Here is a 14533-nt window from a genome sequence, read left to right as displayed (position 1 = left end):
CGGCCCCACGGGAGCCCCGGCCCTTCCGCGGAGTCCCCGCCCGAGTGGCAGCACGACTCATCACGACCAAGGAGATTCGGTGACGTTGCACCTGGACGACATCCGCGTTCGCCAGCTCGGTGAGTGCCGTTACGATTCGCCGTTCTCCGAGCTGCTCTCCACCAAGCAGACGTCTCCGCATTACGTGGCGGAGGGCGACCGGGTTCTGCTCGAGGACACCGTGTCCATGCTCGCCAAGCACGGTCTCCCGCCCGGCCGGGTGCCGAGCTTCGAAGCCGCGGGGCCACGCAGGAAGATCTACTTCGACCCCGCCCGGGTCACCGCAGGCATCGTCACGTGCGGGGGGTTGTGCCCTGGCCTCAACAACGTCATCCGCGGTCTCGTCCAGGAGCTCTCCGTGCATTACGGGGTCAAGCGGATCCTGGGTTTCCGCAACGGCCTCCAGGGGCTGACCGCCGAACACCGCCAGGACACCGTCGACCTGACTCCCGACAGCGTGCGCGACATCCACAACGCCGGCGGCACCATCCTGGGCAGCTCGCGCGGAGGCCAGGACGCCGACGAAATGGTCGACACGCTCGTCCTGCGTGGCGTGGACGTCATGTTCGTCATCGGTGGCGACGGCGGCATGCGCGCGGCCACGTTCCTCAGCGAGGCGATCAGGGCGCGCGGGCTCGAGATCGCGGTCGTCGGGGTGCCGAAGACGATCGACAACGACCTGCCCTTCACCGATCAGTCGTTCGGGTTTCAGAGCGCGTTCGCGCGGGCCACCGACTTCATCTCGTCGGTCTCCGTCGAGGCCGCGGCCAGCCCGAACGGTGTCGGGATCGTGAAGCTGATGGGCCGGCATTCCGGGTTCATCGCCAGCTATGCCGCGCTGGCGGCGAACGGCGCCGACATCGTGCTGATCCCTGAGGTTCCCTTCGCGCTCGGGGGACCGGACGGCCTGCTCGCGCACGTCGAGAAGCACGTGCGGGCCAAGGGCTTCGTGGTCATCGTCGTCGCCGAGGGGGCCGGGCAGGACCTCATCGAGCAGTACGGCCTGCCCCAGCACAACGGCCGTGGCACCGACGCCTCGGGCAACGTCAAGCTCGGCAACATCGGGGAGTTGCTCAAGGAGACCATCAACGCCCATCTCACGGCTGCCGGCCTCACTCCCACGATGCGCTACCTCGACCCGAGCTACGCGATCCGGAGCGTCGCCGCCAACGCCTACGACAGCGTCTACTGCCTGCGTCTGGCCCATGCCGCGGTGCACGCCGCCATGGCGGGTCGCACCGAGGTCGCCGTCGCCCGCTGGCGCCGCCGTTTCGTGCACGTCCCGTTGTCGCTGATGACCAGCCGTCGCAACCAGGTCGATCCCGACGGCGACCTGTGGATGTCCGTGCTCGAAACCACCTGCCAACCCGCCGAGTTCGGCGCGGCACCGGACCGTGACGGTGTCCGGGCCGCGGTGTTCTCGGCCTGATGCGGCCGCCGAGACCCGGAGTCGTTGTGTCGTCACCTGCTCCGGGTAGCGGCCGGCGCCACGTCGGATCCCGCCGTGAGCGCCAGTGCTGCCGCCTCGCCGCGGGTGGTGACTCCGAGCTTCTGCAGCAACTTGGTGACATGGAACTTGACCGTGCTCTCGGCGACGCCGAGTTCCGCCGCGATGGTCTTGTTACGCCTGCCCAGCGCGAGCTGGGCGAGCACTTCGCGCTCGCGGCGATTCAGATTGGTCAGCTCGGTCGCGCGTGCCGCCTTCGAGGGTGGGTCGACAGGCAGGTCGACGGTGACCTGGCTTCCCCACCCAGGCGCGCAGTCCACCTCGAAGGTGGCGCCGAGCGCGCGGGATCGGCCCTCCAGCTGGTGTCGCAGCGTGTCGGCATCCAGCGTGCCCGGACCCTGGTCGCGAACGTCCACCCGGAGCGAGTCTCCGCTGCTGGTCCAGGAGATCCGCAGACGTGTGAGGTCCGGCTGCGCGGCCAGTGCCACCACGGCGGTGCGGGTCATCGCGCGCGCCGCGTGGGCGACGTCGCCGGGCAGCGCGCGGCTGGCACCGGGCGGGGCGACGAACTCGATCCGCGCCGGATGGTGGCGCAACAGTTGGCGGAGTTCCCTGCGGAGCCTGCTGAACGCGGACGCAGGAGGTTCGTCGGACAGCGCCTGGTCCGCGTGCCGCGCCGTCCGCAACGTCACCAGCGCGGAGGAGGCGGAGTCCGCGGCGGCGCTGCGTGCGCGGCTGTCGTCGAGCCCGGTGGAGCGCAACGTGGTGAGTATCGCGACGAGCGTGGCCTCGTGGGCGGCGGCCAGTTCGGTGATCGTGCGTTCCCGTTCGAGCGCCGCGGCACGGGACTCGGCGAGGTAGTCGGGGCTGGCCTGCGCGACCTGCTGCCGGATGGAGGTCGAGACGAGGCCGAAGATCGCGGACAGCCGGTGCGGCTCGGGGAACTGCCGCCCCGGTGTCCGGGGGATCAGCACGAGCAGCAGATCCGCGGCGTCGCGGATCGCCCAGACCGTTCGTCGGCCGCCAGCGATCGTGGCGGTCGTGCCGGCCGGTCTGCCGGGCTCGAGAGCGGCCTTGAGCGTCTCCAGCTCCTCGATCGTGACCTTGTTGATCGTCTTCGTGTCTCCGGCCACCTTGCGGGGACGGCCCGTGCACTCGCGCGTGAAGATGACCAGCGCGGTGTGCGGCCATCGCCCGGAGAGGTAGCGGGAAAGGCGCCGCGCGATCTCGTGCAGGGGGCCGTCGAGGACCTCGCGGAGCCCGACGAGGTCGGTGATCGGGTCTGCTGTCTCCGTGCCGGGCATCCCTGCACCCTAACCTGGTCGGAGGTCGAGGTCCTACTCTCCTTTCGGTGAGGTCATGTGCGCGCGAACCGCGATTACGGTCGGCAAGGCATGCGTGCACAGGCATGCTTTCCCGCCGAGGATGGAGGAACAGTCTCGATGCCACAGCAGGTCCGCGGTGTGATCGCGCGCGCCAAGGGAAGCCCGGTCGAGCTCACCGACATCGTGATTCCCGACCCCGGTCCTGGCGAGGTCGTTGTCGCGGTCAGGGCATGCGGGGTGTGCCACACCGACCTGACCTACCGCGAGGGCGGCATCAACGACGAGTTCCCCTTCCTGCTCGGGCACGAGGCGGCGGGCACCGTCGAGAGCGTCGGCGAGGGCGTGGACTCGGTACAGCCGGGGGACTTCGTCGTACTGAACTGGCGAGCGGTCTGCGGACGATGCCGGGCCTGCAAGCGCGGCAGGCCGCAGTACTGCTTCGACACGTTCAACGCCGCGCAGCGGATGACGTTGACGGACGGGACCGAGCTGACCCCGGCGCTGGGCATCGGCGCGTTCGCGGACAAGACGCTGGTGCATGCCGGGCAGTGCACCAAGGTCGACCCCGCCGTCGATCCCGCGGTCGCCGGGCTGCTCGGCTGCGGTGTCATGGCAGGCATCGGCGCGGCGGTCAACACCGGTGCGGTGAGCCGTGGTGACTCGGTTGCCGTCATCGGATGCGGGGGCGTTGGCGACGCGGCGATCGCCGGGGCACGCCTCGCGGGGGCCACGACGATCATCGCCGTGGACCGCGACGCGACCAAGCTCGAGTGGGCCGCCGGGCTGGGCGCGACGCACACGGTGAACGCGGCCGAGACCGACGCCGTCGCGGCGATCCAGGGACTGACCGGCGGGTTCGGCGCCGATGTCGTGATCGACGCGGTGGGCCGCCCGGAGACCTGGAAGCAGGCCTTCTATGCCCGCGACCTCGCGGGCACGGTCGTGCTGGTCGGCGTGCCGACGCCGGACATGCGCCTGGAGATGCCGCTGCTCGACTTCTTCTCGCACGGAGGCGCGCTCAAGTCGTCGTGGTACGGCGACTGCCTGCCGGAGCGAGACTTCCCGATGCTGGTCGAACTGCACCTGCAGGGCAGGCTGCCGCTCGACAGGTTCGTCACCGAGCGGATCTCACTGCACGACGTCGAAAAGGCCTTTCACACCATGCATTCCGGTGAGGTGCTGCGGTCGGTGGTGGTCCTGTGAGCCTGCGGATCGACCACGTCGTCACCAGCGGTGTGTTCACCCTCGACGGCGGCAGCTGGGAGGTCGACAACAACATTTGGCTGATCGGCGACGACAGCGAGGTCGTCATCGTCGACGCCGCCCACGACGACGCCGCGATCGTCGACGCGGTCGCCGGGCGCCAGGTCGTGGCGGTCCTGTGCACGCACGGGCACAACGACCACGTGACGGTGGCCCCGGCACTCGGCAAGAACGTCCACGCGCCGGTCCTCCTCCATCCAGGCGACCAGGAACTGTGGGAGATGACCCACCCGGGCGAGCCGTTCCAGGCGCTGAGCGATGGTGACCGGATCGCCGTGGCAGGAACCGAGCTCCACGTGCTCCACAGTCCGGGGCACTCGCCTGGCTCGGTCTGCCTGCACCTGCCCGAGGCGAAGGCGCTGTTCTCGGGGGACACGCTGTTCGCGGGCGGGCCCGGCGCCACCGGACGTTCGTTCTCCGACTTCCCCACGATCATCGACTCGATCCGGGACCGCCTGTTCGCGTTGCCCGAGGAGACCCGTGTCCACACCGGACACGGCGACGGGACGACGATCGGCACCGAGGCGCCGCACCTGGCCGAATGGATCGCGCGCGGCTACTGACGCCGTACTCCGGCGCGTCCGGGCTGCCTCGGCCCGGATCAGAGCCCGTGTGCGGGCAGGTCCTCGATGCGGTACTCCAGGTGGTGATCGACGGCGACGACTCCCGGCACCCGCCAGGCGTCCCGGAGAACCTTGCCGATGTGGCTGTGCAGCTGGACGGTGCCGCTCAGGACGACGGCGCCGTCGCTCACGTGGACGGCGATGTCGCCGGGCAGGCGTTCTTCGAGCTCGGAATGGATCTCGGCGTCCGGCCGGAGATAACAGCGCAAGGCGTCACGATGAGCGAACACGCCGACGAGATGGCCGCGTTCGTCGATCACGCACAACTGCGTGTGGCGGTGGGCCATGCGCCGCAACGCGGCGTGCACGGGGGCGCTCGCGGTGACGGTGGGGGCCGGGGCGGTCATCAGGTCGGCCGCGGTGAGCGCCCGGGCCTTGCGCCGCCGGCTCCAGCGGCGGGGGACGCCGAACACGGGCGGCAGGTCCGAGGCACCGTGGAACTCGCGCTTCGCTGCCGCGTCGGCCACGGTGACGATGCCGACCGGACGGCTGGCCGGGTCGATGACCGGCACCGCGGTCAGCGTGTGTTCGACCAGGGCGTGGACGATGTCGCGAAACGGGGTGTCCAGGCCGACGGCGACGACCCTGCGGGTCATCACGTCGGCTACCCGTTGCTCAGACACCGTCCATCGCCCCCCTTTCGCCCATTGCTGAGACCAGCATCGGCCGAAACAGCGAGCTTGGTCAAGACGCTGGGGACCCGGCGGCCGCTCGCGACACCGACCTGCCGCATCCCCGGCGTGTGGCCGGCGCCGATACCCGCCTCGGCTCCGTGCTCGACGGGGGATACCAGCTCGCGGCCAGAGGCGATCGCACTGGCTTGATTGCGTTTCCCGATCGGCACGGGGTCTGTTCACCATCCGTATACGCACCGCTGTTGCACTGAGCCCGTTCGGTGGAAAGCCGCCGACGAAAGGGAAAGGTGCGGTACCAGTTGTGAGCCGGATTCGACTCCAGGGGCTGACCCGGCGCTTCGGCGCGGTGACGGCCGTTGACGACATGGGGCTGGACATCGCCGACGGCGAGTTCCTCGTCCTGCTGGGGCCCAGTGGATGCGGTAAGTCGACCCTGCTGCGCATGATCGCCGGTCTGCTCCCGCCCACCGAGGGCAGGCTCTGGCTCGGCGACACCGACATCACGCACCTGCCGCCGCAGCGGCGCGACGTGGCCATGGTGTTCCAGAGCTACGCTCTCTACCCGCACCTGTCGGTGGCCAGCAACATCGGGTTCCCGCTGCGCACCAGGAAACGCCCGCGGGCGGAGATCCGGGCGAAGGTGGCCGAGGTGGCCGCCACGCTCGACCTCACCGGCCTGCTCGACCGCAAACCTCGCGAGCTCTCCGGCGGCCAGCGGCAACGGGTGGCGCTCGGCAGGGCACTCGTCCGCGACCCCGGCGCCTTCCTCATGGACGAGCCGCTGTCCAATCTGGATGCCAAACTGCGCGCGGGAACCCGCGCCGAGATCGCTGAGCTGCACCGCAGGCTGCGGACCACGACCGTGTACGTCACCCACGACCAGGTCGAGGCCATGACCATGGCCACGCGCATTGCCCTGCTGAACGAGGGCAGGCTCGAACAGCTCGGCACACCGTCCGAGGTGTACGACGCGCCCGCGTCGGTGTTCGCCGCGACATTCCTCGGCTCGCCCGCGATGAACGTCGTCGACGCGACGGTGCGCTCGGTGGACGGCGTGCTCCGCGCCGAGGCCGAAGGACTCCTCCTGTCACTCGGCATCGAGGCGGACATCCCGGACCGGCCGGTCCGGCTCGGCGTCCGGCCCGAGCATCTCACCCTCACCCCGGCCGGAAAGCAGGGAATTCGGGCCGTCGTCACGGCCGTCGAGAACCTCGGCAGCGAGGAGGTCGCCCAATGCCGGGCCGGGCACACCGCCGTCTCCGTGCGCGGACCGCGTCCTCTCGGGGTCACGTCCGGAGAGGCCGTCACCCTGGCCGCCCGGCCCGACCGGCTGCACCTGTTCGACCAGAACAGCGGCCGCAGGCTCGCCTGGCAGGCCGCATCCGTTCCCGAACCCGTCTGATCGTCCCCGCACAGAAATAGGAATCCCCCATGAAAAGGACCCTGCTCGCGGCCTGCGCCGCGACGCTGCTGCTGGCCACCTCGGCCTGCGGACTGGGCAGCGAGAGCACCGGCTCGGAAGGGCCGGTGAGCCGCGTTCCCGAGCTGAAGCCGGACCAGAAGGTGTCGATCGTCTTCGAGAGCTACAACTTCGGCCAGGCCGGCGCGTGGACCGACACGTTCAACGAGCTGATCGCCGCGTTCGAGAAACAACACCCGAACATCTCGGTGACGGCACAGAAGCCGCAGGGCAACAGCGCGAACCCGGCCACCGACACCATCTCGAGCCTGCAGAGCCAGCTCACCGCGGGCAGCCCGCCCGACGTCGTGCAGCTGGGCTTCTCGGATCTCGACTTCACCGTCAACCAGCTCAAGGCTCTGCCGCTGGACGACCTGGTCGGCAAGGACGCCGTGCAGGCCAACTTCGACGGTGAGCAGTACCCCTACGCTGAGTCGGCGCGCACCCTCGGCGACTGGAACGGCAAGACCTACGGCGTGCCGTTCGTCTTCTCCACGCCGATGCTCTACTACAACAAGCAGCTGTTCACCCAGGCCGGTCTCGACCCCGAGAACCCGCCGGCCACCTGGGCCGAGGTCCGCGACGCGGCGAAGACCATCCAGCAAAGGACCGGCAAGGGTGGCGCCTATGTGGACTGCCTGACCAAGGCCGCCAAGGACTGGTGCTTCCAGGCGCTCGTGCGCTCCAACGGCGGCAGGGTCCTCTCCGAGGACCGCTCGACACTGACGTTCGCCGAGGAGCCCTCGGTCGAGGTCGTGCGCGTTATGCAGGACATGGTGAAAGCCGGCGCCATGCCCAACCGCACCCAGATGCAGGCCGTCGAGTCCTTCGCCCGCGGCGACCTCGGCATGATCCTGGAGTCCAGCGCCATCCAGGGCACCTTCCTCAAGGGCGCCGGCGACAGGTGGGAGCTCGGCGCCGCGGCGATGCCGAGCTTCGACGGCAAGCAGGCCGTCCCGACCAACTCCGGCGCCGCGCTGTTCGTGTTCTCGAAGGACGCCGCCAAGCAGCGGGCCGCGTGGGAGCTGATCAGGTTCCTCACCAGCGAGCGGGCCTACACCACGATCGCCACCAAGATCGGCTACCTGCCACTGCGCACCGGGCTGGTGGACGATCCGGACGGCCTGAAGCAGTGGGCCGGCGAGAACCCGTACCTCGAGCCAAACCTGAAGCAGCTGGAGCACCTGGAGCCGTGGGTGTCGATGCCCGGCGCGAACTACCTGCAGATCCGCGACGGCATGATGCAGGCCGTGGAGAACGCCGTGTACCAGGGCGCCGATCCCGCCGAGTCGCTGCGCTCCGTGCAGGAGGAGGCCACGGGGCTGATGCAGGGCGGAGGAAAGTGAGCGTGGGCACCGGGCCGGATCTCACCCTGGTGCAGCTGACCGACAGCCACCTGCTGCCCGAGGGAGCGCTGATGCACGACGTCGTCGACACGGCGGCGAACCTCGTCGCGGCGCTGGAGATGATCGAGCGGTCGGGCCTGCCGGTGGCGGCGCTGCTGCTCACCGGCGACCTCGCCGACAACGGCGCTGCCTCCGCCTATCGCAGGCTGCGCGAGGTCGTGGAACCCGCTGCCCAGCGGCTCGGTGCCGAGGTGATCTACGCGTTGGGCAACCACGACGAGCGCGGGGCCTTCCGTACCGAGGTGCTCGGCGCGGAGCCGTCCACAGCGGACTATGACACGGTGACCATGGTGGGCGGCCTGCGCATCGTGTCGCTGGACAGCAGCGAGCCGGGCCAGCACGACGGGCACCTTTCCGCCGACCAGCTCGACTGGCTGGGCGACGTGCTGGCCACACCCGCGCCACGGGGCACCGTGCTGGTGTGCCACCACCCGCCGCTGCCGTCGCCGGTGCCGACGGTGCACCTGCTGCGGCTACGGGAGGCCGAGCGGCTGGCCAGGGTTGTCGAGGGCAGCGACGTCCGGTTCGTGGTCACCGGGCACGCCCACCACGCAGGCTGCGGAGCGCTCGGCGCGATCCCGGTGTGGGTGGGGCCCGCCCTGGCCTACGGCGTCGCGGCGGTGCCGCCGAAGGGCAGGCTGCGAGCGCGCGCGGACGCGGCGTTCAGCCGCATCGACGTCTTCGGGGACCAGGTCGTGGCCACCGCGGTGCCGCTGTCGCGGGCCGAGGGCGTGTACGACGTGGCGGCCGCCGAGAGGGTGCGGCTGGTGCGGGAGGTCGTCGGCACATGGTGAGCGGCACCTTCGTGGAGGTCGCGGCTCCCGCGCGGAACCGGGAGGCGGGCACGGCGGGCACGGCGCCCGCCTCCCGGGAGTCCGGGTGGAGCCGGATACGCCGGCTCGCGCCGCCGTACCTCTACCTCGTGCCCGCCGTCGTGCTGCTCGTCGTGTGGACCTACCAGCCGCTGGCCCAGACGTTCGTCCTGTCGACGTACTCGTGGAACCTGGTGCCGAGCACGCCGATGGTCGACGTGGGGCTCGGCAACTACGAGCGGCTGCTCGGTACGCCGGAGCTGGGTCGCGCGGTCTGGCGCACGGTGGTCGTGATCCTCGGGATGCTGCCGTTCACGGTCGTGATCCCGGTGGCGGTCGCGCTGCTCACCCGGCGGGTGCGCGGCCGGGCCCAGGGAGTGTACCGGGCACTGGTGTTCGCGCCGATGCTCGTCGCCCCGGTGGCCGGTGCCGCCGTGTGGCAGTGGCTGCTGGACCCGTCCGCCGGTGCCGTCAACCGCGTGCTCGGCACCGACGTGAACTGGCTCAACACGGCGAGCACCGCACAGTGGTCGATCATCGTGATCACCGGCTGGCACGTCGTCGGGTTCGCCGTGCTCGTGGTGACGGCGGGGCTGGCGGGCATCAATCCCGACTACGCGGCGGCGGCACAGGTCGACGGAGCCTCGCGAAGCCAGGTGACCCGCTGGGTCACCCTGCCGCTGCTCTCGCCGACGCTGGCGTTCCTGGCGCTCATGACCGTGCTGCTGTCGGCGCAGTGGACGTTCCCGCTGATCGACACCCTGACCCAGGGCGGGCCGGTCTCCTCGACCACCAACCTCTACTACCTGCTCTGGGAGTACGGATTCCGCAGCCACGACGCGGGCCTGGCCGCCGCGGCGGGAGTGCTGTTCTTCCTTGGCTTCATCGTGGTGGCCGCGTTGCTGACGCGGCTCGCGGCAAGGCTGAGTCATCATGACGACTGAGGTGGTGGGGGAGTCGTCGCGGGCCCGGCGGCTCGGCGGGCACGTCGTGCTCGGCCTGTTGAGCCTGGTGTGCGTGTTCCCCATCTACTGGCTCTACGCGACCTCGCTGCGCGCACCGCAGGACGTGTCGTCGCTGTCGGTGCTGCCGTGGCCGCTGTCCACGGCGAGCTACACGGAGGCGTTCGCGAAGAACGACGTGCTGGGCATGCTGGTCAACACCGGCGTGGTCGCGGTGTTCAGCGCGCTGGGGCAGCTGCTGGTGGCGCTGCTCGCCGCCTACGCCTTCGCGGCATGGCGGTTCCCGTTCCAGCGGCTGCTGTACCTGATGTTCGTCGGCACGTGGCTCGTGCCGTTCCAGGCGACGATGCTGCCGAACTACGTGCTGCTGTCGCGGCTGGGCCTGCTGGAGACGCTCGCGGGCGTGATCGTGCCGACGCTGTGCTCGGCCCTGGGCGTGCTGTTGCTGCGGGAGCACCTCAACAGCTTCCCGAAGGAGCTGCTCGACGCCGCGCGCATGGACGGCCGGACGTCGTGGAGTGCCTTGTGGACCGTCGTCGTCCCGACCCTGCGGCCCGCACTGGCCGCGCTGGGCATCCTGCTGGCGATCAGCGCGTGGAACGAGTACTTCTGGCCCGCGATGGTGCTGCAGCGCAGCAACGCCGTCGTGCAGCTGGGCCTGCGCAGCTTCATGGGCACCGAGGGCAACGACTGGGGCCCGCTGATGGCCACGGCCGGCCTGGCGTGCCTGCCGGTGTTCGCGCTCTACCTCGTCCTGCAGCGGCACATCGTGAACGCGTTCGTGCGGTCGGGACTCAAGTGAGCGTGGCCGGCAGGCAGCCGAGGAAGGCTTCCACAAGCGGGTTCCGCGCGTCGGACCAGGCGACGTAGAGGTCGAGAATGGGGACCGGGTCGTACAGGGCCACCGAGGTGGTGCGGGGGCTGCCGGGCGTGCCGCCGAAGACGCCCCGCGCCGCCGAGGCGAACCCGACGACCGGTTTGATGGCCGCGAGGATGGCCGTGGCGCCGGGATCGTCGACCTCCTCGGCGATGGTGAGCCGGATGCCGCTGCTCTGGGCGGCGGAGAGGATGGTGTCGTACATCGCGGCCGACTGCGCTCGGTTGAACAGCACGCAGGACTCGGCGGCGAGCTCCCCGAACGGTACGCGCCTGCGGCCCGCCCAGCGGTGTTTCTCGCCGACGATGGCGACCAGCGGAACGCGCAGCAGGTGCCTGCTGCGCAGGGACGTGGAGCTGGGCTTGCCGTACACCATCGCCACGTCCAGCTTGCCTTCGGCCAGCGCGGCCAGCTGCGGCCCGGTCCGCAGCTCGAACATCTCGACATCGATGGCGGGATGGCGGCTGTCCAGCGTGGTGAGCACACCGGGCAGGATCCGCTGTCCCGCGGGGAAGTTGTACCCGATTCGCAGGGTGCCCACCTTGCCCGCGGCGGCGGCACGGGCCGCCGCCCCAGCCTGGTCCACCTTGGCGACGATGTCGCGGGCGAGGCCGAGGAACGCCTCACCCGCGGGAGTGAGCCGCACCTCGTGTGAGTTGCGCGCGACCAGTTCGACCCCGACGGAGCGTTCCAGCCTGCGCAGGTGCTGGCTCAGCGACGGCTGGGCAAGGTGCAGGCTCGCCGCGGCGCGGCCGAAGTGCAGCTCGTCGGCGATCGCGAGAAACGAGATCAGATGGCGCAGTTCCACGTCCGAACGGTAGCGGCGGTGTGCGAGCACCCGGTGAACACCGGGCGTCGAAGTGGCGTCGTGAGCGCCCACGAGCGGCCGCGCGTCCGGCTCCGGCGTGGCCGTCCTGGTGTGGCACCATGGCCCGCGATCCGCTGGCCCGGATCATGGACGTCCCGTGAGACTGCCCGAACCAGGGCGTGCAGCTCGCCACGGGAGAGTACGGCCCGCTCGTCCGCAGGCTCGATGACGGCGGCGACGACCTTTCCCACCGGTCGCCGGGATACGTCAGTCCTGCGTGTCCCGTTCGGTCTGATCGGCAACGTTGCCGCCGCCCTCCGGGATCCACCGCCCGGAGTCCCGCCATTTCACGGCTGCGTCGAAGCCGTGGGTCGCCGCGAACTCGTGGAACCAGCGCCCCTCCGGCGAATGGCGGGTGATGCCGTCGAACAGGGTGGCGAGGATCTGCGTGCCCTGCAGGCCCATGTTGTCGTAGGCCTGGTTGACCATGAGCTTCTGCATCACGAGCTGGTTGACGGGAACCCCGGCGATCCGGTCCGCGAGCCTCTCGACGGTGTCGTCGAGCTCCGCCTCCGGCACGGAGCCCACCACCAGGCCCCAGTCCGCGGCGGTACGCCCGTCGATCGTGTCGCCGGTGAGCAGCATGCGTTTCGCCTTCTCGGCGCCCAGCCGGTACACCCACATCGCCGTGGTGGGACAGCCCCACACCCGTGCCGGCATGTAGCCGATGCGGGCGTCCTCGGCCATCACGACCAGGTCGCAGGACAGCGCGATGTCACTGCCGCCGGCCACGGCGTAGCCACGCACCTTGGCGATGGTGGGTTTCAATGACCGCCAGAGGCTGAAGAAGTCGTCGGTGTTGCTCTTCATCATCTGGTAGTCCTTGATCGGATCCCACACCGGTGGCTGGACGCCCACCCCTTCCTCGGCGTAGCGATGCAGGTCGTAGCCCGCACTGAAGGCGCGGCCCGCTCCCTGCACGACGATCACGTGCACGGCCGGGTCCTCGTTGGCGCGATCCACGGCGGCCTTGATCTCGCGGGCCATCTCGTGAGTGATCGCATTCCGCCGCTCGGGCCGGTTCAGCGTCAGGTACACCTTCCGGCCGACCACCTCGAACTCGACCGTCGGCTCGCGCTCCTGCTCCAGGGCACTCCTCGATGTCCCGGCTGTGTGGCGGTTCTCCGGGGTTCGCGACCGCGGAGCACCTCCCGGCCCGCGGCTTCCGGCATTGGACAGTCCGTCCGGCGGTTGCGCCGGACTGCCGGGCGGTCTCGACCAGCTCGGCGCCGTGGGCGAGGAAGTCCAGCACCCGCTTGTAGAACGCCTCGCCCGCGGTGGTCAGGGTGAGCCCCCGGGCGCGGTGGCGCAGCGGGCATGCCGAACTTCTGTGAGGGCCTGACGGCCATGCTGACGCGCAGGAGCCTGGCGACCGGCGAGGTGTTCGGCGCCGAGGAGATCATCGGCCTCGGGCAGGCGCTGGCCACCTACACCACGGCAGGGGCCTGGCAGGACCACGCCGAGGACTGGAAGGGCAGGCTCACCCCGGGCAGGGTGGCCGACCTCGTGGTGTTCGAGGGCAACCTGCTCCGGACTCCCGCCGAGAGATCGTGAACCTGCCGATCGTCATGACCGTGGTCGGCGGCGAGGTCGTCTACGACGCGGCGACACACCAGCGGGTCCGGACCGCCTCCACGGCGTCCGCGGCGAGCGGTCTCGCGAGATACCTCAGCACCGGCTGCTGCCACGGCTGAGCGCTCCCGCGTCACCGGTCGCCCACATCATGCCGCCGAGCCGAAGGGCCCCTTGGGTGCACACCAGGTACCCACGGGGCCCTTCGGCTCGCCGCCGGACGATCGCGGTCGTGCGCTCAGGAGGGGGACCACGGGGCGAGGGCCGCGGAACGCAGCGCACGGTGAAGCGCATCCTGCCGATATCCGCGCACGCGCACGCTGAGCTCGGCGTCGGGCGCCAGGCTCTCGCCGCCGTGGATGCCGCCCGGATAGACGTGCAGCTCGACGGGAACGCCGGCTTCGCAGAGCCTGCGCGCGAAATCGACCGCCTCGTCCCGGAACAGATCCAGGTCTCCGACGTCGACGTAGGCAGGGGGAAGGCCCGCCAGGTCCCCGGCACGCGCGGGCGCGGCGTACGGCGGGACCCGATCGGTGCCGTAGTCCGGGCCGAGCCACGCCTGCCAGCTCTGGATGTTCGCCTCGCGGCTCCACGCGCCGAAGCCGGTGTTGGCCAGCGCGGACGGCGTCGAGCAACGATCATCGAGCATCGGCGACACGAGTAGCTGGCAGGCGAGGGCCGGGCCGCCGCGGTCACGTGCCAGCAAGGCGGTCGCCGCCGCCAGGCAACCGCCCGCGCTGGTGCCGTAGAGCGCGACACGGTCCGGGTCGATGCCGTGCTCGCGATGCCGGTCCACGACTCCGGCGAGCCCGGCGTAGCAGTCGTCGAGGGCGGCGGGGTAGGGGTGCTCGGGGGCGAGGCGGTACTCGACCGAGGCGACGACGCAGCCGGTCGCGCGTGCCAGTGCGACGGCCTTGCCGTGATCGCCGTCGACACTGCCGGCCACCAGGCCCCCACCGTGGATGTAGAAGACGCATGGTGCCGGCGTGCTCGCAGCTCGGGGCCGGTACATCCGCACCAGCACCGGGTCACCCTGGACGTCGCCGCCGTGAGCGATCGAGACATCGTGCACCTCGACGTCGCCGGCGGCGACCGGTGTCTCGCGCGACGCGGCCAGTTCGGCCTGCCTGCGGCGCCGCTCGGCGATGTCGGTGATGCCGCTCAGGCCCCCGGGTCCGACCAGCCGCAGGTACCGGTCGAGGCGCGCGCGGACCTGCGGATCGATGCGCTCGATGATGCCCACGG

15 protein-coding genes are annotated in these 14533 nt (G+C 70.6%); 10 read left to right on the top strand and 5 right to left on the bottom strand.

The window, feature by feature from the left end:
• Window positions 1-79 precede the first annotated feature (79 nt).
• Window positions 80-1468 carry an ATP-dependent 6-phosphofructokinase gene (locus BAY60_RS29820; RefSeq protein WP_112284748.1) on the top strand — a complete coding sequence of 463 codons (1389 nt, stop codon included), beginning with the start codon at window positions 80-82 and terminating at the stop codon, window positions 1466-1468.
• Window positions 1469-1500: 32 nt separating this feature from the next.
• On the opposite strand, the gene BAY60_RS29815 is transcribed toward BAY60_RS29820, so the two are convergent.
• The gene (locus BAY60_RS29815) at window positions 1501-2790 is read right to left on the bottom strand and encodes a helix-turn-helix transcriptional regulator (protein ID WP_112284747.1); all 1290 of its coding nucleotides are present in this window, start codon (window positions 2788-2790) and stop codon (window positions 1501-1503) included.
• Between the two features lie 138 nt (window positions 2791-2928).
• Here BAY60_RS29815 and BAY60_RS29810 point away from each other — a divergent pair, with 138 nt between their 5' ends.
• Together BAY60_RS29810 and BAY60_RS29805 are read left to right on the top strand one after the other, a co-directional pair.
• Complete coding sequence (locus tag BAY60_RS29810; RefSeq protein ID WP_112284746.1) at window positions 2929-4014, top strand: S-(hydroxymethyl)mycothiol dehydrogenase; 1086 nt, start codon at window positions 2929-2931, stop codon at window positions 4012-4014.
• Window positions 4011-4637 carry an MBL fold metallo-hydrolase gene (locus tag BAY60_RS29805; RefSeq protein ID WP_112284745.1) on the top strand — a complete coding sequence of 209 codons (627 nt, stop codon included), beginning with the start codon at window positions 4011-4013 and terminating at the stop codon, window positions 4635-4637. The genes BAY60_RS29810 and BAY60_RS29805 overlap by 4 nt, the downstream gene beginning before the upstream one ends.
• Before the next feature lie 38 nt (window positions 4638-4675).
• Here the strand turns inward: BAY60_RS29805 and BAY60_RS29800 are convergent, their stop codons facing one another.
• Complete coding sequence (locus BAY60_RS29800) at window positions 4676-5320, bottom strand: CBS domain-containing protein (RefSeq protein WP_112284744.1); 645 nt, start codon at window positions 5318-5320, stop codon at window positions 4676-4678.
• A gap of 313 nt (window positions 5321-5633) precedes the next feature.
• On the opposite strand from BAY60_RS29800, the gene BAY60_RS29795 reads away from it, so the two are divergent.
• From BAY60_RS29795 to BAY60_RS29775, 5 genes are read left to right on the top strand one after another with little or no spacing between them, the layout of a single operon-like run.
• Window positions 5634-6734, top strand: coding sequence for an ABC transporter ATP-binding protein (locus BAY60_RS29795; RefSeq protein ID WP_112284743.1), 1101 nt, complete (start codon window positions 5634-5636; stop codon window positions 6732-6734).
• A 29-nt stretch (window positions 6735-6763) separates the two neighbouring features.
• On the top strand, window positions 6764-8137 hold the full coding sequence (locus tag BAY60_RS29790; RefSeq protein WP_112284742.1) for an ABC transporter substrate-binding protein: 1374 nt from the start codon (window positions 6764-6766) through the stop codon (window positions 8135-8137).
• Window positions 8138-8139: 2 nt separating this feature from the next.
• On the top strand, window positions 8140-8991 hold the full coding sequence (locus BAY60_RS29785) for a metallophosphoesterase (protein ID WP_211330515.1): 852 nt from the start codon (window positions 8140-8142) through the stop codon (window positions 8989-8991).
• Window positions 8985-9953 carry a carbohydrate ABC transporter permease gene (locus tag BAY60_RS29780; RefSeq protein ID WP_112284740.1) on the top strand — a complete coding sequence of 323 codons (969 nt, stop codon included), beginning with the start codon at window positions 8985-8987 and terminating at the stop codon, window positions 9951-9953. The genes BAY60_RS29785 and BAY60_RS29780 overlap by 7 nt, the downstream gene beginning before the upstream one ends.
• Complete coding sequence (locus BAY60_RS29775) at window positions 9943-10773, top strand: carbohydrate ABC transporter permease (protein ID WP_112284739.1); 831 nt, start codon at window positions 9943-9945, stop codon at window positions 10771-10773. The genes BAY60_RS29780 and BAY60_RS29775 overlap by 11 nt, the downstream gene beginning before the upstream one ends.
• Here BAY60_RS29775 and BAY60_RS29770 read toward each other — a convergent pair.
• Window positions 10766-11656: a LysR family transcriptional regulator gene (locus BAY60_RS29770; RefSeq protein ID WP_112285559.1), complete on the bottom strand. Its 891-nt coding sequence runs from the start codon at window positions 11654-11656 to the stop codon at window positions 10766-10768. The genes BAY60_RS29775 and BAY60_RS29770 overlap by 8 nt on opposite strands.
• Window positions 11657-11923: 267 nt before the next feature.
• The gene (locus BAY60_RS29765) at window positions 11924-12805 is read right to left on the bottom strand and encodes a crotonase/enoyl-CoA hydratase family protein (RefSeq protein ID WP_112284738.1); all 882 of its coding nucleotides are present in this window, start codon (window positions 12803-12805) and stop codon (window positions 11924-11926) included.
• A gap of 228 nt (window positions 12806-13033) precedes the next feature.
• On the opposite strand from BAY60_RS29765, the gene BAY60_RS37650 reads away from it, so the two are divergent.
• Together BAY60_RS37650 and BAY60_RS37645 are read left to right on the top strand one after the other, a co-directional pair.
• Window positions 13034-13270 carry an amidohydrolase family protein gene (locus tag BAY60_RS37650; protein WP_211330514.1) on the top strand — a complete coding sequence of 79 codons (237 nt, stop codon included), beginning with the start codon at window positions 13034-13036 and terminating at the stop codon, window positions 13268-13270.
• On the top strand, window positions 13267-13410 hold the full coding sequence (locus BAY60_RS37645) for a hypothetical protein (RefSeq protein WP_211330513.1): 144 nt from the start codon (window positions 13267-13269) through the stop codon (window positions 13408-13410). Before BAY60_RS37650 ends, BAY60_RS37645 begins: the two co-directional genes overlap by 4 nt.
• A 116-nt stretch (window positions 13411-13526) precedes the next feature.
• On the opposite strand, the gene BAY60_RS29750 is transcribed toward BAY60_RS37645, so the two are convergent.
• Complete coding sequence (locus BAY60_RS29750; protein WP_112284737.1) at window positions 13527-14531, bottom strand: alpha/beta hydrolase; 1005 nt, start codon at window positions 14529-14531, stop codon at window positions 13527-13529.
• Window positions 14532-14533: the final 2 nt, after the last annotated feature.

The sequence above is a fragment of the Prauserella muralis genome (assembly GCF_003202285.1).
GTDB lineage: Bacteria > Actinomycetota > Actinomycetes > Mycobacteriales > Pseudonocardiaceae > Prauserella_B > Prauserella_B muralis.
This window is presented reverse-complemented; position numbering and strand designations above follow the sequence as displayed.

Excerpts from the sequence above, each read along its gene's own strand:
- BAY60_RS29815 (WP_112284747.1), bottom strand. The coding sequence starts at position 2,790 with ATGCCCGGCACGGAGACAGCAGACCCGATCACCGACCTCGTCGGGCTC.
- BAY60_RS29810 (WP_112284746.1), top strand. The coding sequence starts at position 2,929 with ATGCCACAGCAGGTCCGCGGTGTGATCGCGCGCGCCAAGGGAAGCCCG.
- BAY60_RS29790 (WP_112284742.1), top strand. The coding sequence starts at position 6,764 with ATGAAAAGGACCCTGCTCGCGGCCTGCGCCGCGACGCTGCTGCTGGCC.
- BAY60_RS29775 (WP_112284739.1), top strand. The coding sequence starts at position 9,943 with ATGACGACTGAGGTGGTGGGGGAGTCGTCGCGGGCCCGGCGGCTCGGC.
- BAY60_RS37650 (WP_211330514.1), top strand. The coding sequence starts at position 13,034 with ATGCCGAACTTCTGTGAGGGCCTGACGGCCATGCTGACGCGCAGGAGC.
- BAY60_RS29780 (WP_112284740.1), top strand. The coding sequence starts at position 8,985 with ATGGTGAGCGGCACCTTCGTGGAGGTCGCGGCTCCCGCGCGGAACCGG.